Origin of the sequence: Microbacterium phyllosphaerae (genome assembly GCF_050628115.1) — a bacterium.
GTDB classification, from domain to species: Bacteria; Actinomycetota; Actinomycetes; order Actinomycetales; family Microbacteriaceae; genus Microbacterium; species Microbacterium phyllosphaerae_A.
In genome coordinates this window covers 1,074,599-1,097,734 of the sequence record NZ_CP192502.1, presented here as the reverse complement: position 1 = coordinate 1,097,734, position 23,136 = coordinate 1,074,599, and the positions used below count along the sequence as shown (strand labels likewise).

21 protein-coding genes are annotated in these 23,136 nt (G+C 68.2%); 9 read left to right on the top strand and 12 right to left on the bottom strand.

The features are described 5' to 3' along the window. Window positions 1-10: 10 nt before the first annotated feature. Entirely contained in the window at window positions 11-1,342 is a 1,332-nt protein-coding gene (locus tag ACQ4LY_RS04970; RefSeq protein WP_431074924.1) for an LCP family protein, read from the top strand. 79 nt (window positions 1,343-1,421) lie between these two features. On the opposite strand, the gene ACQ4LY_RS04965 is transcribed toward ACQ4LY_RS04970, so the two are convergent. Both ACQ4LY_RS04965 and ACQ4LY_RS04960 read right to left on the bottom strand, forming a co-directional pair. Continuing rightward, window positions 1,422-2,018 carry an isochorismatase family protein gene (locus ACQ4LY_RS04965; RefSeq protein ID WP_431074923.1) on the bottom strand — a complete coding sequence of 199 codons (597 nt, stop codon included), beginning with the start codon at window positions 2,016-2,018 and terminating at the stop codon, window positions 1,422-1,424. Continuing rightward, window positions 2,015-2,680, bottom strand: a complete 666-nt coding sequence (locus ACQ4LY_RS04960) for a Pr6Pr family membrane protein (RefSeq protein WP_431074922.1) — start codon at window positions 2,678-2,680, stop codon at window positions 2,015-2,017. Before ACQ4LY_RS04960 ends, ACQ4LY_RS04965 begins: the two co-directional genes overlap by 4 nt. Before the next feature lie 125 nt (window positions 2,681-2,805). Here ACQ4LY_RS04960 and ACQ4LY_RS04955 point away from each other — a divergent pair, with 125 nt between their 5' ends. Then, window positions 2,806-3,603 (top strand): siderophore-interacting protein, encoded by a 798-nt coding sequence (locus ACQ4LY_RS04955; RefSeq protein WP_431074921.1) that lies wholly within the window; start codon window positions 2,806-2,808, stop codon window positions 3,601-3,603. Between the two features lie 15 nt (window positions 3,604-3,618). Here the strand turns inward: ACQ4LY_RS04955 and ACQ4LY_RS04950 are convergent, their stop codons facing one another. Further along, window positions 3,619-4,608: an aldo/keto reductase gene (locus tag ACQ4LY_RS04950; protein ID WP_431074920.1), complete on the bottom strand. Its 990-nt coding sequence runs from the start codon at window positions 4,606-4,608 to the stop codon at window positions 3,619-3,621. 210 nt (window positions 4,609-4,818) lie between these two features. Between ACQ4LY_RS04950 and ACQ4LY_RS04945 the strand changes: the two genes are divergently transcribed. Further along, window positions 4,819-10,797 carry an LPXTG cell wall anchor domain-containing protein gene (locus tag ACQ4LY_RS04945; RefSeq protein WP_431074919.1) on the top strand — a complete coding sequence of 1,993 codons (5,979 nt, stop codon included), beginning with the start codon at window positions 4,819-4,821 and terminating at the stop codon, window positions 10,795-10,797. 14 nt (window positions 10,798-10,811) lie between these two features. Here ACQ4LY_RS04945 and ACQ4LY_RS04940 read toward each other — a convergent pair whose 3' ends face one another. Then, window positions 10,812-11,144 carry a hypothetical protein gene (locus ACQ4LY_RS04940; protein WP_431074918.1) on the bottom strand — a complete coding sequence of 111 codons (333 nt, stop codon included), beginning with the start codon at window positions 11,142-11,144 and terminating at the stop codon, window positions 10,812-10,814. 290 nt (window positions 11,145-11,434) lie between these two features. On the opposite strand from ACQ4LY_RS04940, the gene ACQ4LY_RS04935 reads away from it, so the two are divergent. From ACQ4LY_RS04935 to arr, 3 genes are all read left to right on the top strand, one after another. Then, window positions 11,435-11,671, top strand: coding sequence for a hypothetical protein (locus ACQ4LY_RS04935; protein ID WP_431074917.1), 237 nt, complete (start codon window positions 11,435-11,437; stop codon window positions 11,669-11,671). Then, window positions 11,668-11,922: a hypothetical protein gene (locus tag ACQ4LY_RS04930; RefSeq protein WP_431074916.1), complete on the top strand. Its 255-nt coding sequence runs from the start codon at window positions 11,668-11,670 to the stop codon at window positions 11,920-11,922. The genes ACQ4LY_RS04935 and ACQ4LY_RS04930 overlap by 4 nt, the downstream gene beginning before the upstream one ends. Before the next feature lie 170 nt (window positions 11,923-12,092). Further along, window positions 12,093-12,503: an NAD(+)--rifampin ADP-ribosyltransferase gene (gene arr, locus ACQ4LY_RS04925; RefSeq protein WP_431074915.1), complete on the top strand. Its 411-nt coding sequence runs from the start codon at window positions 12,093-12,095 to the stop codon at window positions 12,501-12,503. Window positions 12,504-12,623: 120 nt separating this feature from the next. Here arr and ACQ4LY_RS04920 read toward each other — a convergent pair whose 3' ends face one another. From ACQ4LY_RS04920 to ACQ4LY_RS04890, 7 genes are all read right to left on the bottom strand, one after another. Beyond that, entirely contained in the window at window positions 12,624-13,385 is a 762-nt protein-coding gene (locus ACQ4LY_RS04920) for a Pr6Pr family membrane protein (RefSeq protein WP_431074914.1), read from the bottom strand. Between the two features lie 116 nt (window positions 13,386-13,501). Beyond that, window positions 13,502-14,455: a sugar kinase gene (locus ACQ4LY_RS04915; protein ID WP_431074913.1), complete on the bottom strand. Its 954-nt coding sequence runs from the start codon at window positions 14,453-14,455 to the stop codon at window positions 13,502-13,504. Further along, entirely contained in the window at window positions 14,452-15,105 is a 654-nt protein-coding gene (locus ACQ4LY_RS04910; RefSeq protein WP_431074912.1) for a bifunctional 4-hydroxy-2-oxoglutarate aldolase/2-dehydro-3-deoxy-phosphogluconate aldolase, read from the bottom strand. The genes ACQ4LY_RS04915 and ACQ4LY_RS04910 overlap by 4 nt, the downstream gene beginning before the upstream one ends. Further along, window positions 15,095-16,321, bottom strand: coding sequence for a D-mannonate dehydratase ManD (gene manD / locus ACQ4LY_RS04905; RefSeq protein WP_431074911.1), 1,227 nt, complete (start codon window positions 16,319-16,321; stop codon window positions 15,095-15,097). Before manD ends, ACQ4LY_RS04910 begins: the two co-directional genes overlap by 11 nt. A gap of 81 nt (window positions 16,322-16,402) precedes the next feature. After that, window positions 16,403-17,794 (bottom strand): MFS transporter, encoded by a 1,392-nt coding sequence (locus tag ACQ4LY_RS04900; RefSeq protein ID WP_431074910.1) that lies wholly within the window; start codon window positions 17,792-17,794, stop codon window positions 16,403-16,405. Between the two features lie 58 nt (window positions 17,795-17,852). Beyond that, on the bottom strand, window positions 17,853-18,857 hold the full coding sequence (locus ACQ4LY_RS04895) for an L-idonate 5-dehydrogenase (protein ID WP_431074909.1): 1,005 nt from the start codon (window positions 18,855-18,857) through the stop codon (window positions 17,853-17,855). Continuing rightward, window positions 18,854-20,386, bottom strand: a complete 1,533-nt coding sequence (locus ACQ4LY_RS04890) for a mannitol dehydrogenase family protein (protein ID WP_431074908.1) — start codon at window positions 20,384-20,386, stop codon at window positions 18,854-18,856. Before ACQ4LY_RS04890 ends, ACQ4LY_RS04895 begins: the two co-directional genes overlap by 4 nt. A 152-nt stretch (window positions 20,387-20,538) precedes the next feature. Here ACQ4LY_RS04890 and ACQ4LY_RS04885 point away from each other — a divergent pair, with 152 nt between their 5' ends. Beyond that, complete coding sequence (locus ACQ4LY_RS04885; RefSeq protein ID WP_431074907.1) at window positions 20,539-21,501, top strand: LacI family DNA-binding transcriptional regulator; 963 nt, start codon at window positions 20,539-20,541, stop codon at window positions 21,499-21,501. Between the two features lie 28 nt (window positions 21,502-21,529). Here ACQ4LY_RS04885 and ACQ4LY_RS04880 read toward each other — a convergent pair whose 3' ends face one another. Further along, the gene (locus ACQ4LY_RS04880) at window positions 21,530-21,895 is read right to left on the bottom strand and encodes a cupin domain-containing protein (RefSeq protein ID WP_431074906.1); all 366 of its coding nucleotides are present in this window, start codon (window positions 21,893-21,895) and stop codon (window positions 21,530-21,532) included. Window positions 21,896-22,107: 212 nt separating this feature from the next. Here ACQ4LY_RS04880 and ACQ4LY_RS04875 point away from each other — a divergent pair, with 212 nt between their 5' ends. Further along, on the top strand, window positions 22,108-22,383 hold the full coding sequence (locus ACQ4LY_RS04875) for a type II toxin-antitoxin system prevent-host-death family antitoxin (protein WP_431074905.1): 276 nt from the start codon (window positions 22,108-22,110) through the stop codon (window positions 22,381-22,383). A gap of 25 nt (window positions 22,384-22,408) precedes the next feature. Then, entirely contained in the window at window positions 22,409-23,107 is a 699-nt protein-coding gene (locus ACQ4LY_RS04870; RefSeq protein WP_431074904.1) for a hypothetical protein, read from the top strand. The last annotated feature ends 29 nt before the right edge of the window (window positions 23,108-23,136 follow it).

The window sequence follows — 23,136 nt, the reverse complement described above, 5'->3', positions numbered from 1 at the left end:
GCGTGGAAAGGTGATCGGCTGGATCAGCGCGCTCATCGTCGTGGCCCTGGTCGCCGTCGGGGCGATCGCCTACGCGCAGCTGCAGGGCAACGTCACGACCGCGCCTCTGCGCTCCGACGACGGCGACGGCGAGCCGGAGCTCGCGACCGGAGACCTGAACATCCTCGTGCTCGGGTCCGACACCCGAGCGCTCGCATCGGGTGGTTTCGGCGAGGACGACGGCAGTCAGCGCAGCGACGCCATGGTCCTCGTGCACATCTCGAGCGACAGCTCGCGGATCGATGCGGTGCAGCTGCCGCGCGACACGCTGACCGACCTGCCCGCCTGCGAGGACACCGGCCGCGGGTCGTATGACGGCGGCTACGGGATGCTGAACTCCGCGCTGGAGTACGGACCCGCCTGCTCGGTCGCGGCGGTCGAGCAGCTCGCCGGCGTGACGATCGATCACTTCGTGCAGATGGACTTCGAAGGCTTCATCGGCGTCGTCGACGCCATGGGCGGCATCGACGTCTGCCTCCCGGAGGCCCTGAACGACGGGCATGCGCAGCTCGATCTGCCCGCCGGTGCACAGTCGATCGACGGCACCCAGGCGCTCGCGCTGGCGCGCACGCGGCATGCGCTCGCCGAAGGCAGCGATGTCGCACGTCTCGGGCACCAGCAGATGGTGCTGTCGGCGATCGTGCAGAAGGCGACGAAGTCCGACGTGCTGGTGCGCCCTGATCGTCTGTACGCGTTCCTCGACGCCGCCACCTCGTCGATGACGGTCGACCCCGGTCTCGGTGCTCTGACCGATCTCGCCGGCCTCGCCGCGCGGGTCGCGAACGTCCCCATGAGCAGCGTCACCTTCCTGACGATGCCCACGACCGAGGCCCCGGAGGACCCCGACCGGGTCGTGCCCACCGCAGACGCCGACGTCATCTTCCGCGCTCTCAGCGACGACGTTCCCGTCGTGCTCACCACGGACGCTGTCGAACCGGATGCGACGGTGCGCACCGCCCCCGTCGAGATCCTCAACGGGGCGGGCGTCGCCGGCCTCGCATCACGCGTCTCCGAAGACGCCACCGCCTACGGATACACGGTGTCGGGGCTCGCCAATGCGGAGGCCGTCGAGGCCACGACGATCATCGCCGCCGACACCCCCGAGGCGCAGGCGACGGCGCAGGCACTCGCCACCGAGCTCGGCATCGGCGTGACGGTCACCGTCGGCGACGTCGACGGGGTGCAGCTCCTGCTCGGCGCCGACTACGAGAACCTGACGTCCCAGCCGCAGGCCACACCGGCACCGTCACGCCCGGTCGACGCCGTCAACCGCAGCGCCGACACCGACCTCTGCGCAGGCTGATCCGAACGGATGCGGTCGGCGACCGCATCCGTTCGTCTTGTCAGCGCCCGAGATCAGCGACTGAGATCAGCGCCCGAGATCAGCGCCCGAGATCGGCCACGGTGGGGACGACCGTGGCGTAGAGATCGCCGATGCCGGCGAGGGCCGCGCGATGCAGCTGCTCTGCGGGAACGTCGCCGGCGACCGACGGAAGGCTGCGGGTGGCGGTCGCGGCAGCGACGACGGTCGGCCGGTTGCCCCGCAGGAACGCGCCCTCGGTCGTGTAGGTCACGCACATGTGGGTCATGAACCCGGCGATCACGACGTCGTCGTGACCTGCGGCGTCGACCAGGTCGCCGAGTTCGGTGCCCACGAACGAGTTCGGCGCCTTCTTGACGACCACGGCTTCGCCGTCGCGCGGAGCGACGCGCTCATGGATCGCCCCGATGTCCTCGCGGATGTCGTACGCCGATCCGGGGCCGCCGTCGTGCTGCACGTGGATGACCGTCGCCCCTGATTCGCGGGCCTGGGCGAGCAGGTCGGCCGCGGCGTCGAGAGCAGCCTCCCAGCCCTCGAGCTCCATCTCGCCGCGCGTGTAGGTGTTCTGGAAGTCGACGAGCACGACGGTCGAGGTCGCGAGGTCGGCGGGCTGATCGGCGACGCCGCTGAGTGCGCGGAGTGTGGAGGAGGTGGTCACGGGCGACTCGTCTCTTTCGTGGTGCGGGCGGCGGCGGGGACTCTTGTCGCGGTGCGGCGCGACAGGGCGTTGCCGACGAGTCGGATCACCAGGGCGAGCACGATGAACGCGACCAGGAGTCCGGCGCAGTACGCGGCGACGCCACCGTATCCGCCGACCGCCGCGGGGTTGAAGAACGGGTAGCAGTAGAAGCCGGTGATCGCGCCCCGCACGACGGAGTACACGGTGTAGACGACGGGCACGAGAAGCCAGAGCCATGCGGTGCGCATCGCGAGTCGACGCCGCGGAGGCATCAGCACCCAGTCGATCACGACGGCCAACGGCATCAGCATGTGGTGCACGACGTTGGTCCAGGGCAGCAGGCCGCCGAGGTCCGCACCCGAGAGCAGGGTGTTGAACACGATGCCGACGAAGGCCATGTAGACGACGGATGCTCCGCGCACCGCCTCCCAGCGCGCACTGCTCTCGCTGCGCCGCAGGATCGTGACCGCGCCGACGATGAACACCACGCTCGCGAACATGTTGCTGAGCGTCGTGAAGTAGCTGAAGAAGTTCACGAGGCCGAAGTCGGTCCGGATCGCGATCACGAGCTGCGTCACTACTCCTGCGAGCGACGCCGCGGCCAGCAGAAGGCGGAGCACGACGGCCGCGGTTTCTCTCATGCGGCCAGAATACTGGGCGGCTCGCCGGGGGAGGTGTCCAGCGCATTGATCGGAAACGTCGACCCTGCTCCACTGCGCGGCGGGCAGACTGGAGGGGACTTCCTTTCGTGATCTCAGGAGACGCAATGCCGGAACAGCCTCGTCGAACCCCCAGCCAAGCAGTCCTCACCGTCGAGCAGGTGGAGCAGATCAGCCCCGACCTGGTGCGGATCACGGCGGGCGGCGACGGGTACGACGACTTCACCGACAACGTCTACACCGACAAGTACGTCAAGATCCTCTTCGCCGACCCGAGTCACGCGCTCACCCCGCCGTACGACCTGGCGCAGCTGCGCGAGGAGAGCCCTGAGAAGCTGCCCACCCGGCGCACGTACACGGTCCGCTCGGCCGACCCGCAGCAGCGCCGACTCGTCATCGACTTCGTGGTGCATGGCGACGAGGGTGTCGCGGGGCCCTGGGCCCGACAGGCGCAGCCGGGCGACACGATCGTCGTCAGCGGTGCCGGCGGCGGCTACCTCCCCGAGCCCGAGCTGCCGTGGCACCTGCTCATCGGCGATCACACGGCTCTGCCCGCGATCTCGTCGGCCGTCGAGGCGATGCACGCGGATGCGGTCGGCCACGTCGTCCTGAGCGTGGCGGATGCGGCTGACCGCATCCTTCCCGCAGTCCCTTCGGGCGTGACGCTGCGCTGGACCGAGACCGACGACGAACTGCTCGCCGTCCTCGCCGAGCTGCCGTGGGCTGACGGCCATCCTGGCGTCTTCGCGCACGGCGAGCGCGGAACCATCAAAGAGGTCCGTGCGCTGCTCAAGCAGCGCGACGTTCCGCGAGAGCGACTGTCGATCTCGGCGTATTGGGCTCGAGGCCGCGCCGAAGATCAGTTCCAGGCCGAGAAGCGCGAACCCATCGGCCAGATCGAGTAAGGGTCGTCCCTCGCCTCAGAACCCTTCGGGCTCGCGAGGCGTGTACGCGGCCTGCAACGCCTCCAGCTCGGAATCCTCGAGCCGGATGCCGACGGCGGCGACCGCATCGTCGATGTGGCCGGCCTTCGTCGCGCCGACGATCGGTGCGGTGACGGCGGACTGCTGCGCGACCCACGCGAGCGCGATCTGCGCGCGGGAGACACCGCGCGCTTCGGCGACGTGCGCGACCGCATCCACGATCGCTCGATTCGACTCCTCTTCGCGGCGGTACAGCGTCGCGCCGAAAGCATCCGTCGCCGTGCGCGCGGTCTTCTCGTCCCAGTCGCGCGTGAGCTTGCCTCGCGCCAGGGGCGACCACGGCAGCACACCGACTCCCGAGTCGAGGCAGAAGGGGTGCATCTCCCGCTCCTCCTCGCGCTGCAGCAGGTTGTACTGGTCCTGCATCGAGACGAACCGCGCCCAGCCGTTCTGTGCGGCGGCGTGCTGGGCCTTGGCGAACTGCCAGGCCCACATCGACGACGCACCGATATACCGAGCTTTACCCGAGCGGACGACATCGTTCAGCGCCTCCATCGTCTCCGCGATCGGCGTCTGGGGGTCCCAGCGGTGGATCTGGTACAGATCGACGTAGTCGGTCCCGAGTCGCTTCAGGCTCGCATCGATACCCGACAGGATGTGCGCACGGCTGAGACCTGCCTGGTTCGCGCCCGGGCCCATGCGCCCGTGCACCTTGGTCGCGATCACGATCTCGTCGCGCCGGGCGAAGTCGCCGAGCGCCCGGCCGACGAACTCCTCGCTCGTGCCGTCGGAATACACGTCTGCGGTGTCGAACGTGGTGATCCCGCCCTCGAGCGCCTGCCTGATCAGCGGGCGGCTGGTCTCCTCATCGAGCGACCACCCGTGCGCTCCTCGGTCCGGTGCGCCGAAGCTCATGCATCCGAGCACTACCTTCGAGATCCGCAGGCCCGAGCCGCCGAGCCTCACGCTGTCTGATGTGTCGAGCATCCGAGATCTCCCTCGAGTCGTGGTCTGACGTCGATGCTCTCACGGGGTGCGCACGGCAGGCCCACCCCAAAGGGGTGAGAGGCCTTTCACCCGGCTGCAGAGCGCCAATATACTGACTCGGATTGCAGGTGAGCGGGGGGCTTCTTCACCGGTCGTCCGAATCAGTACCGCGCACCGTGATGTTCTGAATGCCCCGGCAGAAAGAGTCCGATGCCTGCTGAAAACCGGTCCGACGTCCCTCCGATGCGCCGATTCGTCGTCGCGCTCGTCGCGATCATCGGTCTGGTGCTCGCCGGGTTCACGCCCGTCGCCGCGTATGCCGCGGAGTCGTCGCTGCGCATCGACAAACGGGTTGATGACCTCGACGTGCAGGACCAGCTGGGGCCGGGCGACGAGTTCACCTACACCGTCGATCTCTTCTGCGATGACGTCGACTGCCTCAACGTGGTGCTCACCGACACGCTGCCGGCCGAGTTCGCCGGGTTCGAGTTCGTCGGCACTTCGGTCAGCCCGGCGGATCTGCCTCTGACCCGCACGACCGAGGGATGCGTCGAAGAGGGGGGAGTGCCGGTCGAGGTCAGTGCCGATTGCACGGTCACCGTCGCATTCCAGCAGCCGGTCGATGGGGGGATCGGTCTCGAGGCCGGTGGCACGCTGAAGCTGAGTGTCGTGCTGCGAGCACCGCTGGATCTCCCGGCCGACTGGGAGTACAACGGCGACACCGTCACGAACACGGCGACCGCCGACTGGGACAACGGTCCGGGAGACGTTCCGGCGACGATCCAGGACGGTGCCGATGCGGTAGTCACCATCGCCACGGTGGTCGGGGTCGAGGCGAGCAAGAGCTGGACCCCGGCGTCTCAGCAGTTCAACGCCGGAGACACGTCGACGATCACCGTCGGAGCGCAGAACGAGTCGAATGTCGGCGGTGACTCGCTGGTGGTGCAGGAGCCGAGCGGAGCCGTCGACGGCGCGACCGAACTGGGCGCGGACAACCCGTTCCGCATCGTCGACTTCCAGGGCTTCACCGCGTCGACGCTGCCCCCTGACGCGACCACAGTGCAGGTCGACGTCTACACGTTCGACGAGGGAACCGGCACGTGGAGCTGGCAACCCGGCACACCCGGCGCGACACCGGCTCTTCCCGACGGTGTCGAACCGGACGACGTGGGCGGCATCCGCCTGACGTACGCGGGCGGAACCATCGCCGGGGATGCCGCCGCCTCGTCGGCGTTCACGGTCGAGCAGCGGGCGACCGATCGCAATACCGACGCGACGCTCGCGACCGGCGCGAGCGTCACCAACAGCATCACCGGAACGATCAACGCGCCGGGCCAGGAGCCGGTCAGCGATGACGCGACCGCGCCGTTCCAGATCACTCCTCTGACCGTCGCCGTCGCAGCATCGAAGTCGATCACTCCGGCCGAGCTCGCCGCAGGCGGAGAGGCCGCGGCAGTCCTCGGCGCCGAGAACACGTCGAACGGCCCCGTGCAGAGCCTGACGATCTCCGACCTCGACTTCTTCGACGCCGACATGGTCTTCGGCGGGTTCCCCTCCGGCATCCAGTACCCCGAGGGCGCCACCGGCGCGACGATCACCTGGTACATCGACGGTGCCGCCGTCGCGCCCGAGGCATTCGCCGATGGAGCGACACCCGTGCCTCCTGCCGGAGTCGTCACCGGATTCGTGATCGAGTTCACCGGAGACATCCCCGCCGGTGCGGATGCCGAGATCGACGCGACTGTGCTGCCCACCCTGGCGCTCGTCAGCGAGGAGGCGCCTGTCGCCTCCCGTACCAACACGATCGACGTCTCGGCGACGAACGACGTCGGCACCGCCGAGGATGACGCCTCGGCCGACATCACCGTCTACTACCCCCAGATCGCGATCAACCTCGAGAAGAACATCACCCCCGGTGGAGCCGTCGAACCGGGGAACAGCGTCGTCGCCGGTCTGACCGCGACGACGGGCACGGGTGCGGCGCAGGTGTTCCCCACCCAGATCGTCGTCGAGGACAGCTGGCGCGAGGATCAGCCCGACGACTTCTGGAACGCGTTCGACATCGCGGCCATCGCGCCGACCCAGATCCCGCCGAACACGACCCTGACGGTCGAATACCAGCGCCCGGACGGTTCGTGGACGACGCTCGCCGTCGAGTCGACCGGTGACACGGCCGAGACCTTCCAGATGAGCCGCGCCGAGTTCAGCGCAGCGCTCACCCCACCCGACACGTCGTCCGACGTGACCGGCATCCGCTTCACGTTCGACAACCCCGACGGATTCCCCAAGGGCTTCAGCGTCGAGCCGAACGTCGTCTTCGACGCGCGCTCCGACCTCCGAGACGGCAGCGGACCGACCGATCCGCGTGACGAGCCTGAAGACGAGCAGTCGGCGCAGGAACCCACGATCTACGAGAACGTGGCGACGGCCCAGAGCCATGCCGATGTCACCGGTCTGCCCGACGGGATCGACAGCGACCTCGTCGATGCACAGGACACCATCGGCGTCGAGACCCCCGCGACCGGGATCGGCCCCGGCGTCGACGTGAACAAGCGCTGGGTCGAGACGGGGGACAAGACGACGGATGTCGATTTCGTCGACTCGCAGTCGGGGCAGATCGTCTCGACCAGGAATGAATGGCGCACAGGCACCCGTGGCGTCGAATCGCTCACGATCAGCGATCCGTCGACCGCGCCAGGAGCAGACCCGGCTCCTGCGGCATCCACCGTCTTCCAGGCATTCGACCTCCTGAGCGTCGACGCGATCACCCTGGCCCAGGACCCGCTGCTCGCCTGGGACGACATCACCGAGGTGTCTCTCTTCGTCGACGGCGCGTGGGTGGTGGTCCCGGCACCCGGTGGCACCTGGATGGGTGCTGACGGGTTCGTCGGCTACACGCTGACCCCCGAGCAGACCGCCGGTACGACGGGTGTGCGCATCGTCTATGCGCCCGATGATGCGGCCCGCGCGGCGAGCACCGATCCCACGCGTCCGGAACCGGGTTCGGGCCTCGCGACGTCAGCGGTCGGCCAGTACCGACCGACCTTCCTCACGTGGGAGCTGCGCAACGTGGTGCGCGATGCCACGGGACTCGACGAGCAGTGGGTCACGGCCGACCAGAGCTTCAACGACTCGACCGACGGAAGTGTCGTGAACACGGTTCGCGGCGACTGGACGACGGCCACCGACACCGGCAGCGATTCCGACGGCGACAACATCGCGCTGATCGATCAGCCTCCGCTCGTCTCCGTGACGAAGACCGCGACGCCGACGACGGTGACGATTCCCGAGTCGGCCGACGTCGCACCCGAGAGCTACCCGAACGTCGTCTTCCGTCTCGACGCGCGCAACGACAGCACGGCGCGCGCCTCGTACCTGCGCGTGACGGATCCGCTCACCTGTGAACCGGGCGCGACGGCAGAGTGCCTCACGGCCGCCGACGCATGGGATGCCGATCCGTTCGCAGACGCCGCCTACGACCCGATCACCAACCCGTACGAGCAGCTGACGGTGCAGGCCCTGGTGTTCACTCTGCCCGCGGATCAGGTCGACAGGGATGCCTCGATCGTCACCCTGTGGGACCGCGCCGATGACGGCACGCTCTCGACGCGGACGCTCTCGATCACAGCCGCCGAAGCGCTCGCCGCGGTCGATCTGACGAGCGTCGTCGGCATCAGCGTCGTCTACCAGGGCGCGGATCCTGCGACCGATGGAGGAAGCATCGAAGCGGGAGCGACACTGCGGCTCGACGTGACGACCCGGGTGCGCCAGTACGAGCGATCGGATGCCGAGGAGCTCGTACAGCCCGGTCGGGTCGACAACACCGTGATCGCGCAATCGTACGACCCCGTGCTCGAGCCCTCGGGGCCGGCCTCGGTGCCCGGAGACACCGACGGCGCGAACGTGCAGCTGATCAGCGCTCTGCTCGACGTCACGCTCGCGAAGACCATCGCCCCTGACTCGCTCATCGAGAGCGAGCTGGAGACGCCGGTCAGGGTGACGCTCGACGCCACCGACGGGGAGTCGACCGCGTCGTCTCAGCAGGTCACGATCACCGATCAGGATGCTGACTTCTGGAACACCGTCCGACTGGCCGATGCTCCGAACGTCGCGGTCGCGCTGCCCGCCGGCGCCGATCAGGTGCGCATCGATGCTCTCGTCGGGACCACCTGGGTCGAGGGCACCTTCGACGCGACGGCTGTGCTGCCGATCGTGCCCGCCGCCGATGTCGTCGGCGTTCGCGCCATCTTCCGCAACGCGTCCGGTGCGGTCTTCTCCAACGACGCTCCGCCCGCCGACTGGACGGCGCAACTGGCATTCGATGTGCTCGTGCTCGACACGCAGCGCGACGGAACCGCTCTCGCTCTGCCCGCCGAGGTGCCGAACACTGCCTCTGTCGTCAGCCAACGGCTTGACGGACTCTACGCAGCCGTCGATGAGGAGGCGGAAGCCACCCTCGCGCTCGAGCCCGGTACTCATCAGATGGATGTCGTGAAGACCCAGCCGGGCACGAGTCACGTCGTAGGCATCGGCAGCAGCCTGCCCTGGACGCTCACGTTCACCAACACCGGCACCGGATTCCTGACGGTCGATGATCTCGTCGACACGCTGCCCGAGTTCCTGGAGTGGGACTTCTCGACCCCGACCTACACGACCTCCGACGGCGGGACGCTGTCGACCGATGTCACCGCGTCCGCCGACGACACGGGCAAGGTCATCACCTTCGCGTGGCCGGAGGGTGGCGACCGGATGTCGCCGGGTGAGGTCTTCACGATCACCATCTTCCTGTCGCTCACCCCGGGTCTCAGCCTCGAGGACTTCACAACGAACACGTTCGTCGTGACCACCGACGAGACGCTCGATGCCTGCACGAACACGTCGGGCAACGGCGAGGGCACGGTCGCGGGGCTCGATGACACCCAGTGCGGAACGACGAACTACGTGCAGCCCCAGCCGGGTGGATCGCTGTCGGCGACGAAGTACGTCAAGGGCGAGATCGACGGCGACCTCGTCGACGGTCAGGTCAATCTGAACAACCCGTCCGCGGCGTGCCCGCTCGACGCCGACGGCTACACCCGCACCCCGTGCGCCGCGTACACCGCGGTCGGGGCGACCGACGACTGGAAGCTCTCGGTGCTCAACAGCGGCACAGTCGGGTTCCCGACGGTGTCGATCGTCGATCCGCTTCCGCGTCTCGGCGATCGGATGCTGGCCACGGGCAGCCCCCGCAACACGACCTTCGCCCCGGTGCTCATCGCGGAGTCCCTTGCCGCGAACTCGCTGCCGGCCGGCGCGACGTTGATTCTCGACGTGACGACCAGCGCCTCGCCCTGTACGGGAACAGGCACGGGCTCGGCTTGGTTCGGTGATCTGCTCTGCGACACCACGGCGACGTGGACCCCAGTGCTCTCGTATGCCGGGGCGTGGGAAGACGTGACCGGCATGCGAGTGACCATCGACTTCCGCGGCACTGCCGCCGGATCGTTCGGCCCGGGTGAGCTGCTCTCTCTGCACTATGAGACCCGCAACGAGCCGGAGTCGGCCGCGTACCCGGATCTGGCTCCGATCACCGTTCCCGATGCGGGCGGCGTCGCCTGGAACCAGATGGGCGCCGTCGGCACGGATGCCGGGGGGCGCGAGTACTCCGTGGCGCCGGTGCAGGCGGGCGTCACGCTGCTGAACGGCGATCTCGGGGTCGAGAAGGTACTAGAGGGCGCCGTCTCTCAGGCCCCGGCGGCTTTCGAGTTCCGGGTCGAGTGCACCGTGGCAGGTGTCGCGCTGGTGCTTCCGGACGACGGCGTCATCACGGTGACATCTGAGGGTGGGCTGCAGCAGCGGCTCGATGACCTGCCGCTCGGATCCGAGTGCATCGTCTCCGAGCAGGGGGCGGTGGGAGCGTACGGCGAGGACTCCCGTCGAGGTGACGTGCAGACGGTCGAGGTCCGAACGCCGAACGCCGACGGTGACGAGATCCCGACCGTGCAGACCGCGTCGATCACCAACGTGTACGTCGTCCCGCCGGTCGTCCCGCCCGTCGATCCGCCCGCAGGTGGCGGCGGCCTTCCGGGCACCGGTGGCGACGGATCGCAGGCTGCAGTCCTCGCCGCTCTCGCGACCCTGCTGCTTCTGCTGGGTGCCGCCTTCATGACCACTCGACGGCGTCGGAGTGTGGATGCTCCGACGGTCTGAGGCCAGGCACCGCCTCAGCCTGTCGTCAGTCTCGCGAGCAGGATGACCAGGGCGAACCAGATGACCTGCCCGAGAAACGGCACCCAGACCACGAGGAGAACCGCGAGCCCTCCCTTGACCAGGTCGCTGCGCCTGGCGAACGCGGCCAGCACGATGGCGACGCCCTGCACGGCCGTCATGAGGCCAGGAACGACGAGCGGGAGGCGCTGGATCCACGTCAGCACCGCCGGAAAGAGCGTCGAGATCGCGCCGGCGGCGGCAACCAGACCGATCACCAGGGTGATGACCTCTGCAGTGATCTCGACGCGCTTCATCCGGCGCTCCGCGACCGTCATCTCGGTGTCCACGGAGGCGAGCCTAGAGTCGGATGCTGGGAGCTGCCGGCGGCTTCCGAAGATCTCCACGGTCTGTGGTCAGCCCGCGACCGGTGACGTACAGGGTGGATCAGAGACCGGCGCTCGAGTCGAGGACGACTCAGCGTGAGATCGGCGTCTCCGAGTCGACCACCTCACTCGTCGTCGGCAGAGCGCCGGTGGGTCCGGAATCATCCTCGTCCTGAGCTGAGCTGTCAACCGCCCTGCGCTCGCCGCGGTTCGCACCGATCATGGTGGTTCGGACGAAACCAGAGGAGGGCACCATGTCGAACATCGACGCTTTCGCGAACAGTCTGCCGCCGAACATGCCGGGCATCCCGCCGGTCGACGACTTCACCGACGGCACGTTCCCCACGAATACGGATCAGCCGGAGACACAGGGCGAGGATGCTCTCGATGCCGAGCTGGGCGACGACGGCCAGGGCGATCTCGCACCCGAGGACGAAGGCGCGCAGCACAGTGGCGACGCACCGCAGGATCTGAGAGACGGCACGGAATGAGCGGCGGCGTCGGATCCGACCGCGATGTCGGCAGCGGCGCCGAGCCCTCGGAGGACGCGATCGCCGCACTCATCGAGGACCGCAACGCAGATGACCCCGACGAGATCGGCGAGACGCCCGCGGGCAATGCCGGTGCGGATTCCGGCGGTTCGGGGCCGGTGCGTGTCGATCCGTCGTCGGAGTCGTCCGTGCAGGACGAGTCGATCCACAACGACGAACCGGGCGTGGGCACCCGCCGCTCGGAGCACTGACGGCGGACTGGCCGCTGCGCCCGCGGAGGAGACCTGCGCCCCGGGAGGAGAGATTCCGAGATTCTCTCCTCCCCCAGCGCAGCTCTCCTCCCGAGGCGCAGGACACGAGTGCGCAGTCGCGCGAGGCAGCAGTTCTTCCTGAGCGCGCGGCGCGGTCGTAAGCTTCTGCGGTGAGCGACGCACTGGATGACGGGCCCTTCTTCCACGGCACCAAGGCAGACCTGAGACCGGGCGACCTGCTGACCGCGGGTTTCCCCTCGAACTACCGCCCCGAGATCGTGATGAACCACATCTACTTCACTGCAGTGGCCGACGGCGCGGGGCTCGCGGCCGAGATCGCGCCGGGAGACAGAGAGCCGCGCGTGTACGAGGTCGAGGTGACCGGCGAGTTCGAGAACGACCCGAACGTGACCGACAAGAAGTTCCCCGGCAACCCGACCCGCTCGTACCGCAGCAGCGCGCCGCTGCGAGTGATCCGCGAGGTGCACGACTGGACGCGTCTGACGCCCGAGGCACTCGCCACGTGGCGGGAGCGGCTCGCCGCCATCCGCGACGACGACCGCGCCGAGATCATCAACTGAGCGCCGAGTGCGGCACACTGCAGGACGCAGGCACGGATGCAGGACGGAATCCGCAGTTCGATCCTGCGCGCGTGCGACGGTCCTGCAGTCGAACCGGAATCGCCCGAGCTCTGAGCCGAGTCAGCGGCGGTCGAGGCGCCGTGCGAGGGCGGCGAGTGCGCGGTCGATCACGACGAACACCAGGCCGACGACGACGAGCGCCAGCGTCAACGCCACGATCCACTGGGCGACGCCGCCGACTCCGAGGGCGTCGACGTCCATGAACGGGTACGGATACTTCTGACCGGGCGTGAACTCCCCGCCGACAGCTCCGTAGATGAAGGCCCACACCAGGTATGCGTAGGGGATGAGAGTCCACAGCAGCGAGTCGGTCCACCGGAACGACCCTTTGGGCACGAAGAGCAGCCAGTCCACGATCACCAGCAGCGGCGTGATGATGTGGATGAGGTTGTCGGTCAGCGAGAAGATGTCGGAGTCGCCGTCGGCGAACCGCGTCGGCACCAGGACGACCAGATAGATCAGCATCGTGACGGTGATCGCCATCATCACAGCCCCGCTTGCTCGTGCGCTCGGAGTCGACGTGCCGGCCGGGCCGCGGCGACCCAGATCTCTGCCCGTGCGGACGACGAGCAGAGCGACCCAGACGAGGCAGAGCAGGTTGCTGACCATCGTGTAGAACAGCAGCGTCGTCCAGTTCGGAGCACCGGTCAGGACGTCGGAATGCCGGATCACGCCGGTGACGATGACTGCGAGAGCGAGGATGCGATAGACCAGCGCGACCGGTCGGGAGTTCAGCGCGGCGTGAGCGAACAGCGGAACGCGCGGGCGGTCGGAATCCGGGAGGGCGGAAGCCGCGGACGGGGATACAACGGCTTTCGACATACTTCGAGGCTACGCGCCTTCACCGGGCCTCAGTTGCGGGTGCCGCGGAACCCACTCGACGCATTCCGGTATGGCGAGGGTTCCCGCTCGCACGGACGCGATCGAGTCGCAGCGGATCAGCGCCGCACCGGATCGGAATCGCCGTCGAGGAACCGCTCGAGATCGCGCAGCGTGGGCGCCGCCTCCCAGTCGCCCGGCACGAGGCAGGCCATCGCGCCGCAGGCGTTCGCGCGGCGCAGGATCGCGTCGAGGTCGAGTCCGTCGAGGAGTCCGCTCAGGTATCCGGCGACGAAGGCATCGCCCGCGCCGACGGTGTCGACCGGGGTGATCGCGAACCCGGAGCCCGCGACCTCGCCATCCGCGGCGAACACGGTGGCACCGTCCGGGCCGAGCTTCAGCACGGTCGTCGCGCATCCGGCATCGCGCAGGGCTGCCGCGGCATCCGCGACTGACGAGCCGGGGTAGAGGATCGCGAACTCCTCCTCGCCGCCGAAGACGATGTCGGAACGCTCCGCGAGCTGGCGGAGCACGGGGCCGGCGACTTCGGGCGATGCCAACGCCGAGCGGTAGTTGATGTCGAAGCTGACGATCGCACCGCCCGCCCGCGCGCGGTCGATCGCCGCGTGAAGAGCCGCCCGAGCGGTATCCGACAGCAGGGGCGTGATGCCCGTGAGGTGCAGCAGCGCTGCGCCCTCGACCCATCCGTCGGGCAGATCGTCCGGATGCAGGCGGGAGCCCGCAGACCCGGCACGGTAGTAGTGCACGGCGGTGAATGCGGCAGAGGGCCGCTCCTTCACCATCAGGCCTGTCGCGGCATCGGGGTCGACGATCGCCCGCACATCGACGCCGTCACCGCGGATCTCGCGTGCGACGCGCTCGCCGAGGGAGTCGTCTCCGACGCGTCCGAGCCACGAGGCGGGGACGCCGAGGCGAGCGAGCCCGATCGCGACGTTGCTCTCAGCGCCGCCGATGCCGAAGGCGAGCGAGTCGGCGTGCCGCAGCGAGCCGATCTCCGTCGTGCGCACGAGCGCCATCGTCTCGCCGAGCGTCACGACAAGGGGCGACGTCACGCGGCGCCCCGTGCACACACCTCGACGAATGCCGCAGTCCGATCGCGCAACGCGGCGAGGTCGCCGCCGGCGAAGGCGTCGCCCAGCAGCGGACCGCCGACGCTCACCGCCACCGCACCGGCACGCAGCCATGCCTCGGCCCCGGCCAGGTCGACTCCGCCAGACGGCACCGCGACGAGGTCGGGGAACGGGCCGCGCAGGTCTTTCAGATACGAGGGACCGACCTGTCCCGCGGGGAACACCTTGACCGCAGAAGCGCCTGCAGACCACGAGGCGAACAGCTCGGTCGGCGTGAGTCCGCCCGGGACGATCGGCACACCGGCATCCGTCGCCTGCGTCACGAACTCGGTCGAGGTGATCGGAGTCACGATGTAGGCCGCGCCCACCTCGATCGCCCGCGCCAGGTCATCGGTGTTCGTGACTGTCCCGATGCCCAGGTCGATCGTGTCGCCGAACCGCGCGAGCAAATGGGGGAAGTGCTCGAATGTGCCCGGAGTGGTCAGGGTGAGCTCGACGCTGCGGATGCCGGCCTCCACGAGCACGTCGAGCACGGCGTCATAGTCCTCTGCCCGCTTCGCGCGGGCCACCACGATCAGACGGGAATCGACCGTGCGCTGCGGCAGGGCGACTCGTCGGGCTTCACCAGTCATGGACGGTCCCGTCGAGCAGACGGTTCACCGGCAGATACGCCTTGGTGTACTCGTGGCCGGCCGCGGCATCCTCATCGAGGTCGACACCGAGTCCGGGCTGGTCGCCGGGGTGCAGGAAGCCCTTGTCGAACGTGAAGGAGGTCTGGAACACCTCGAGCGTCGGCTCGTTGTGCGGCATGTACTCCTGGATGCCGAAGTTGTGGATCGCGAGGTCGAGATGCAGCGCCGCGGCCATGCCGACGGGCGAGATGTCGGTCGGCCCGTGGATGCCGGACTTGATGCCGTAGATCGCGGCGAAGTCGAGCAGCTTCTTCATGGCCGTGATGCCACCGGTGTGGGTGACGGCCGAGCGCACGTAGTCGATCAGGCGCTCGGTGATGAGGGTCTGATAGTCGAAGACGGAGTTGAAGACCTCGCCGATCGCGAGTGGCGTCGTCGAGTGCTGGCGCACCAGGCGCAGCGCGGTCTGGTCTTCACCGGGGGTGCAGTCCTCGAGCCAGAACAGGTCATAGGGCTCGATGTCCTTCGCGAAGCGCGCGGCCTCGATAGGCGACATGCGGTGGTGTCCGTCGTGCAGGATGCGCAGGTCGGTGCCGAAGTCCTCGCGGATCTGCGAGAAGATCCCTGGCATGTGGTTGAGGTAGTTGCGGGTGTCCCAGGTCTCTTCGCTGGGGCGGTCGCCCGAGCGCTTCGCGGGTTCGTAGTCGTAGCGCACGCCGGGGCCTGCGGCCGAGACGCCGTAGATCTGGCCTAGGCCGGGAACACCGGTCTGCACGCGCACCGCGGTGAAGCCGAGCTCTTCGTAGCCGGTGATGGCGTTCTTCAGCGCGGCGTAGTCGGTGCCCGACGCGTGGGCGTAGACGCGGACGCCCTCGCGGCTCGCGCCGCCCAGCAGCTGGTACAACGGCATCCCGGCCTTCTTGGCCTTGATGTCCCACAGCGCCATGTCGACCGCGGCGATCGCCGCCATCGTCACGGGGCCGCGACGCCAGTACGGGCCGCGGTAGAGGTACTGCCAGGTGTCTTCGATCCTGTCCTCATCGCGTCCGACGAGCATCGAGGCGACGTGGTCGGAGAGGTACGACGCGACGGCGAGCTCACGTCCGTTGAGCGTGGCGTCGCCCAGTCCGACGATGCCGTCGGAGGTCGTGATCTTGAGCGTGACGAAGTTGCGTCCGGGGCTGGTGATGTTGACGTCGACGATCTCGATGGTCATGTCGTTCTCCTGAAGATGCGGGGCGAGGTGTGGGGTGCGGACGTTCGGGCGTCCGCACCCCTGGTCGTGATGCGCGGGCGATCAGATCGCGTCGCGGGGGTCCGTCAGGTCGCGGCCTGCGACCTCGGGCATCCAGATCGAGGCGATCAGCGCGCTCAGCGTGAAGATGAACAGCATGATGATGATCGGGATGAACGATCCGGTGACGGCCGACACCCACGCGGCGGCGATGACGGGGCCCGCGCCGGTCGCGATGATGGCGGCGATCTCGCGTGCCATGGCCGTGAACGTGTAGCGGTTGCGCGAACCGAACAGCTCGGGGAGCGTGAGGTTCTCGAGCGATGCGAAGCTCATCACCGCGAGGTTGTGCAGCACGACGTAGCCGATGAAGACCTGCACCGTGACACCGCTGCTGATCATGAGCATCGTCGGGATGATGATGATGAGCGCGATGATCGACCAGATCATGTACATGCGCTTGCGGCCGAAGCGGTCACCGAGCCAGCCCGACAGCGGCACGGTGATGAAGGCGACGAGCGACGAGACGATCACGGCGTTGACGCCGATCGAGCGGTCGAGCAGCAGCACGACGGTGATGTAGCTGATCAGGTACGTCTGGATCATGCCCGAGTTGCCGGCCTGGCCGAAGCGCAGCAGGAGAGCGATCGAGAACGCCTTCCAGGGCTTGCGCTCCATCGCCTCGAGCGTGCGCACGTCGCCGGTCTCGGTGGCGAGCTGGATCGTCTCCTCACGAGAGAGCGCCTTGCCGTCGACGACGTCGTCGCGCTCCTCGAAGACCGGGGTCTCCTTGAGGTTGAAGCGCACCCAGATCGCGAAGAGCATGATGATCGCGCTGCCGATGAACGGGATGCGCCATGCCCAGTCGATGACTTCCTGTTCGCTGTACGCGACGAGGAGGATGGCCCAGATGCCGGACGCGAGCAGGGTTCCGCAGTTCGTGCCTAGCGCGACGAGCGAGGCGATGATGCCACGGCGCTTGGCCGGTGCGTACTCGGCCAGCATGACGCCGGCGCCCGAGATCTCGGCGCCCGCACCGAAGCCCTGCGCGATGCGCAGCAGCACGAGCAGGATCGGCGCGAGCACGCCCACCTGGTTGTACGTCGGCAGGAAGCCGATGAGGGTGGTCGCGAGCCCCATCAGGAGGATCGTGTAGAACAGCACCTTCGTGCGGCCGGTCTTGTCGCCGAGGCGCGCGAAGAAGAACGCGCCGACCGGGCGGGCGACGTAGCCGACACCGTAGGTGGCCATCGCGGCGACGACCGCGACTGCCGGGTTCTCGGACGAGAAGAACAGGTCGGCGAAGACGAGTGCGGCGGCCAGCGAGTAGAGCTGGTAGTCCATGAACTCGAGCGCTGTGCCGAGCCACCCGGAGATGGCAGCGCGGACGAGGTCTTTGACCGACCTCTTCTCGGCGGGATCGGCGGCCGTGGCCGTCGTCTGCGGTTCTGACATGGGAGGTACTCCTTCGGACCAGGAACAGGTGAGTTGCGCGGGGGCGCGGAGGGGATGACTAGAGGGAGAGCAGGACCTTCGCCGAGGCGGACGAGTCGCGAGCGAGCTCGAACGCCTGGACGGCGTCGGATGCCGGGAGGACGTGAGAGATGACGGAGTCGAGGGCGTCGGACTCGGCCAGCAGGGCGACCGCGTCGTCGATCTCGGTGGAGAAGCGGAAGGCGCCGCGGATCGTGAGCTCCTTCGCGAGCATCGGGGAGAGGTTCACTCCGATGTCGGCGTTCGGGAGCATCCCGACCTGCACGATGGTTCCGGCTCGGCGAGCGGCCCGTACGGCCTGCGTGAGCGCGACCCCGACGCCGGAGCATTCGAAGACGACGTCGTACGACTCGTTCTCGATCGTGTCGCGGCCGACGAGCGAGACCTCGGTCGCGCCGAGGGACTCGGCCCGGCCGAGGGGCTCTGCGCGCACATCGCTGGCGCCGACGACGGATGCACCGGCCTTGACCGCAGCGGCCACGACGAGGAGACCGATGGGACCGGCGCCGATCACGAGCACCCGCTTGCCGGTGATGTCTCCGGCGAGGTTCACGGCGTGGATCGCGACGGCCAGCGGCTCGGCGAGAGCTGCACGCTCGAGCGGAAGGGATGCAGGGAGCACGCGGATCATCTGCTCTTCGACGATCAGCAGTTCGGATGCTCCGCCCTGGCGGTGCGGGTTCGCCGCGGCGCTGCCGAAGTAGTCGCCGCCGGGGCGCAGGTGCGGGCGGTCCTCGAGGCCCGGGACCTCGGGGCCGTAGCGCGCGGGGTGCACGGTGACGGGAGTGCCGGGTTCGAGGCGACCCGACGGGTCGAGGTCGACGACCCCCGACAGCTCGTGACCGGGGGTCAGGGGCTCGCGGATCGTGTACTCGCCGTTGGCGCCGTGGAAGTAGTAGTGCAGGTCGGAGCCGCAGATGCCGACATAGTTCACCCGGAGGCGCACCTCACCGTCGCCGGGGGTCGGGACCTCGCGATCCTCCCAGCGGATGTCTTCTTTACCGTGGATGGCGAGAGCCTTCATGGCTGCATCTCCTTCGTGCTGGTCGATGATGATGTGCTTGTCTGGGATGCCGAGACGGCATCGGCGATCGCGGCATCGACGCCGCGTCGCTGGATGATGTCGACGAGTTCGCCGACGCGGGCGATGAACGCATCCTGAGATCCGAGTCCATCACCGAACAGGTGCAGTTCGCCGATCACGCGCTGTGCCAGCTCGCGACCGTTGCGGGCGGCCTCCGCGTATCCGGCCAGTCGTTCGCGGGCGCCGTCGGTCATCGCGGCGGCGTGCAGGCCGGGGTCGAAGCCGGGCAGCGGAGCGATGCACGACAGGTAGCCGGCGACGGTGAGCGCGATCAGGTGCGGCATCTCGCCGAGGCCCAGCGCGCGAAGGGCGGGCTCGGGGATGCGCTGGCGCAGCTTGACCGATCCGTCCGTGCCGACCTGGCTCGTGCGGTGGCCGAGGGCGCTGTTGGCCCAGCGCTCGAAAAGCTCGGCCTCGTAGGCGCGGATGTCGACACCCGAGGGCACCTCGATCGAGGGCTCGTACTCGCCGCGCAACACGGCACGCGCCGCGCTCTCGATGCCGTCGAGTCCGATGGCCTCGGGAATCGTGCCGACACCGCTGAGTGCGCCGAGGTAGGCGATGAGGGAGTGGGTGCCGTTCAGCAGCCGCACCTTCATCTGCTCGTAGCGCCCGACCTCGTCGGTGAACACGGCGCCGCCGGCCTCCCACGCGGGGCGACCGCCGGCGAAGCGGTCTTCGATCGCCCACATCGTGAACGGCTCGGCGGGCACGGGGATGTCGTCACGGGCGCCGAGCAGGGCGCTGACGCGGGTGCGCAGCTCGGCGGTGGTCGACGGCACGATGCGGTCGACCATGCTCGAGGGGAACGACACCGAACGGTCGAGGAACGCGAGCGTGTCTGCGCCCTCGGAACCGGGGAGCTCGTGCAGGAACTCGCGGACGAGCTTCTCGGTGTGAGCGCCGTTCGATGACAGGTTGTCGCAGCTCAGGATCGAGATCGGTGACCCGCCGGCCGCGGCACGGGCCTGCAGGCCCCGCGCCAGCTGGCCGATGGTCGAGCGAGCGACGCCTCCGCGCAGGTCGGAGCGCACGGTGTCGTCGTCGAGGTCGAGGTGCTGTGTCGCGGGGGAGTAGCTGTAGCCGTTCTCTGTGACGGTGAGGGTCACGATGCGGATGCCGGGGTCGGCGATCTGCGCGACGACGCGTTCGGGCTGCTCGCCGCCGACGAAGGCGTCGGTGTGCACGCCGGGGATGGTCAGCGACGTGGTGCCGGGGGCGATGGTCGCGACCGAATACAGCATGTCCTGGGCGTGCATCGCGTCGACGATGGAGCGCGAACGCGAGGCTACGCCGATGATTCCCCAGTCGCCGCCGGCGGACTGCAATGCGGCTGCGGTGTAGACGGCCTGGTGTGCGCGGTGGAAGCTGCCGAGTCCGAGGTGCAGGATGCCTGCAGCGGTCGGGGCGACCAGAGGGGATGCGGTCGCAGAGGTCGTGCGGCGCAGGGCCGGTGCTGAAGTGCTCACGCGGTGGCTCCTTCGCTCGGGGCCGCACACCGCTGAGGGTGATCGGCGTTGATCGTCATGAAAATCAGTGTGCAGTGTTTGTACAAACTTGTCAAGCAGTTTTACATGGAGGTCGAGGATCGTAGGATTGCGTGCAAGGGCGGGAGATCGAGATGGCAGCGACGCTGACGGATGTGGCACGACGCGCAGGCGTGTCCATCGCGACCGCCTCGCGTGCGTTCGGAGAACCGGACCGACTCGCCCCGAACACGCTCGGCCGCGTCCTCGAGGCCGCAGGAGAGCTGGGCTACGCGGCGTCGCAATCGGCCACCGCGACGCGCACGTTCGGGGTCGTCGTTCCCGACGTCTCGAACCCCGTCTACGCCACTCTGCTCAAAGCGATCCAGGGGCAGGCGTGGCACGGGCGCCACCGCATCGTGCTCTTCGACGCCGACGAAGACCTGCGCCGCGAACGCGAGCAGATCGAGCAGGCCCGCAAGCTCGACGGGATGCTGTTGTGCTCACCGCGTCTGCCCGACGCCGACGTACTCGACCTTGTCGGAGACACCCCCTACGTCGTGGTAAACCGCCAGATCGACGGCGCGCCCTGCGTGCTGATGGACACAGAGCACGGGCCGGCCCAGGCCATCGAGCACCTCGCCGCGCTCGGCCACACGCACATCGCCTATGCCGCCGGCCCTCGGGGGTCCTGGGCAGACGTGCGCCGCGCCGACACGGTCGCCCGGGCGTGCGAGCGCCACGGCATCCGCCTCACCGGGCTCAGCCACCACGCCGCGTCGATTCAGGGTGGCCGGGCTGCTGCCGCCCCCGCGGCGGCGAGCGGCGCCACGGCTGTGATCGCCTACAACGACCTCGTCGCCCTGGGGCTGGAGGCCGGACTGCTCGAGCTCGGCAAGCGGTGCCCGACCGACATCAGCATCGTCGGCATCGACGACATCGATCTGGCGGGTGCGGTCACGCCCGCGCTCACGACGGTGCGGATGCCGATCGAGCGCAGCGGCGCGCTCGCCGTCGATCTGCTCCTGCAGGCGATGAACGGCACCGCGATCGACGACGTCGTGACGCTCGGGTCGCAGCTGATCGTGCGCGCCTCGACCGCGGCGCCTGCCGCCTGAACGGCCGGGAGCTCGGAGGCGTCGCTCGTCAGTCGAGTTCCTGCAGCTGAGAGGTCATGTCGCCCCCGGCATCACCGGTGTTCACGGTGCCTTTCGGCTCGAACAGGATCGCCTGCACCTCGTCTGCCGCCTTCGGGCAGTGCTCCACCCCGCGCGGGACGACGAACACGTCATTCGCGTTCAAGACGACGTCCCGGTCCCGGAGTTGAATCGTCAGCTGGCCGCTCACGACCATGAAGAGCTCGTCGGTGTCCGGGTGAGTGTGCCAGACGAACTCGCCCTTGATCTTGACGACCTTCACGTCGTAGTCGTTGATGCTCGTCAACCGATGAGGCTGCCAGTGCTCCTCGACCGTCGAGAGAGCTTCGAGCACATTGCGAACATCGTCTGTCATGCGCCACAGCCTATCCAGCGGCTACGAGGGCCCCACGTCGACGCTGCGCATGCAGCCTCGACGTCTCTGGCTCATCGCGATCCCGGTGCTGCCGGCCGCGCTGCCTCTCGTGCAGCTGCACGGTGTCCCGTGGATGGAGCGCGGGCTTCGCAGGTCAGCACATACCGGAATATTTCTACACACTTATACATATTTCAGCGTAAAGTGGTGTCATGACCACGATCCAGCCGCTCACGATGTCTTCGACAGTCGCAGCCAGACGAGGCGTCGGCTTCCTCACTTCCGAGGCGCAGGAGCGGCCGGTGAAGCTGACCAGCCACGGCAAGCCGGTCGCGGTCGTGGTGTCCGCGGCCGAGTACGACGAGCAGCGCCGCCTTCTGCGCGATGCCGAGCTCAAGGTTCAGAGCATCGCGGCCGATCTGGTGGCGGATCGCTCGACGATGCTCACGATCGATGATGCGAGGGAGCGACTGCTTGCAGCCGGGTGAGCGTTTCCCTGACGACCAGGCAGAGGTGACGTTCACCCAAGAGAGCATCGACTGGCTCATTGCGAACGTGAACGTATCAGAACGGGAGACGGTCTTCGACACGATCGCCGGGCTCTTCGCCTCTCCTGAGGGGAAGCACCGTCTGTCGAACCGCGGGAGGACGAACCTCGTGGGGTTCAACACCGTGGAGGCGTGTCAGCGTGCCTACCGCGTCATCTTCCGAGCCAAGATGCATGCCGATGTCGGCACGATCGAGATCATCACCATCGGATTGCGACGAGACGACGACGTCTATGCCGAGGCACACGATCTGATCCACTCAGGGAAGCTGACCGAGGCCGAGCAGACGCAGATCTGGGATGCGCTGAAGCTGCTAGAGGAGACGAAAGAGCGTCTGGGCCTCGAGGAGTGGGACTACTTCGAAGAGCCTGCGCCGCTGGGACTGGTGAAAGCGGCAGTGGCCGCCGGCATCCTCGAGGATGACATCGCCAGTCGTCTCACTCAGAGTGAGCTCACGGCAGCGATGACCGCAGCCTGGGAGTCGGGAGAGCTCGATACGCACGCAGCGCTCGCCGCCGCGATGGAGCGAGTCGGCACGAGCGCGACCCCGGACCGTGTCTTCACCTCAAGACGATCGCCTCGGTGTGGGGCCTGGATGCCGATGGCGAACGCCCCTTGCATCCGCGCGAAAGAGCATGCGGGTGCCCACCGCGCTCATCGGTGATTGATTGACATCTGCAGAGGGAATCTGTC

Coding starts and splice junctions, on each gene's coding strand:
- manD (WP_431074911.1), bottom strand. CDS start 16,321: ATGACCATCGAGATCGTCGACGTCAACATCACCAGCCCCGGACGCAAC.
- ACQ4LY_RS04950 (WP_431074920.1), bottom strand. CDS start 4,608: ATGCTCGACACATCAGACAGCGTGAGGCTCGGCGGCTCGGGCCTGCGG.
- ACQ4LY_RS04900 (WP_431074910.1), bottom strand. CDS start 17,794: ATGTCAGAACCGCAGACGACGGCCACGGCCGCCGATCCCGCCGAGAAG.
- ACQ4LY_RS04875 (WP_431074905.1), top strand. CDS start 22,108: ATGACCACGATCCAGCCGCTCACGATGTCTTCGACAGTCGCAGCCAGA.
- ACQ4LY_RS04910 (WP_431074912.1), bottom strand. CDS start 15,105: ATGACTGGTGAAGCCCGACGAGTCGCCCTGCCGCAGCGCACGGTCGAT.
- ACQ4LY_RS04895 (WP_431074909.1), bottom strand. CDS start 18,857: ATGAAGGCTCTCGCCATCCACGGTAAAGAAGACATCCGCTGGGAGGAT.
- ACQ4LY_RS04930 (WP_431074916.1), top strand. CDS start 11,668: ATGAGCGGCGGCGTCGGATCCGACCGCGATGTCGGCAGCGGCGCCGAG.
- ACQ4LY_RS04935 (WP_431074917.1), top strand. CDS start 11,435: ATGTCGAACATCGACGCTTTCGCGAACAGTCTGCCGCCGAACATGCCG.
- ACQ4LY_RS04885 (WP_431074907.1), top strand. CDS start 20,539: ATGGCAGCGACGCTGACGGATGTGGCACGACGCGCAGGCGTGTCCATC.
- ACQ4LY_RS04920 (WP_431074914.1), bottom strand. CDS start 13,385: ATGTCGAAAGCCGTTGTATCCCCGTCCGCGGCTTCCGCCCTCCCGGAT.
- ACQ4LY_RS04955 (WP_431074921.1), top strand. CDS start 2,806: ATGCCGGAACAGCCTCGTCGAACCCCCAGCCAAGCAGTCCTCACCGTC.
- ACQ4LY_RS04880 (WP_431074906.1), bottom strand. CDS start 21,895: ATGACAGACGATGTTCGCAATGTGCTCGAAGCTCTCTCGACGGTCGAG.
- ACQ4LY_RS04960 (WP_431074922.1), bottom strand. CDS start 2,680: ATGAGAGAAACCGCGGCCGTCGTGCTCCGCCTTCTGCTGGCCGCGGCG.
- ACQ4LY_RS04945 (WP_431074919.1), top strand. CDS start 4,819: ATGCCTGCTGAAAACCGGTCCGACGTCCCTCCGATGCGCCGATTCGTC.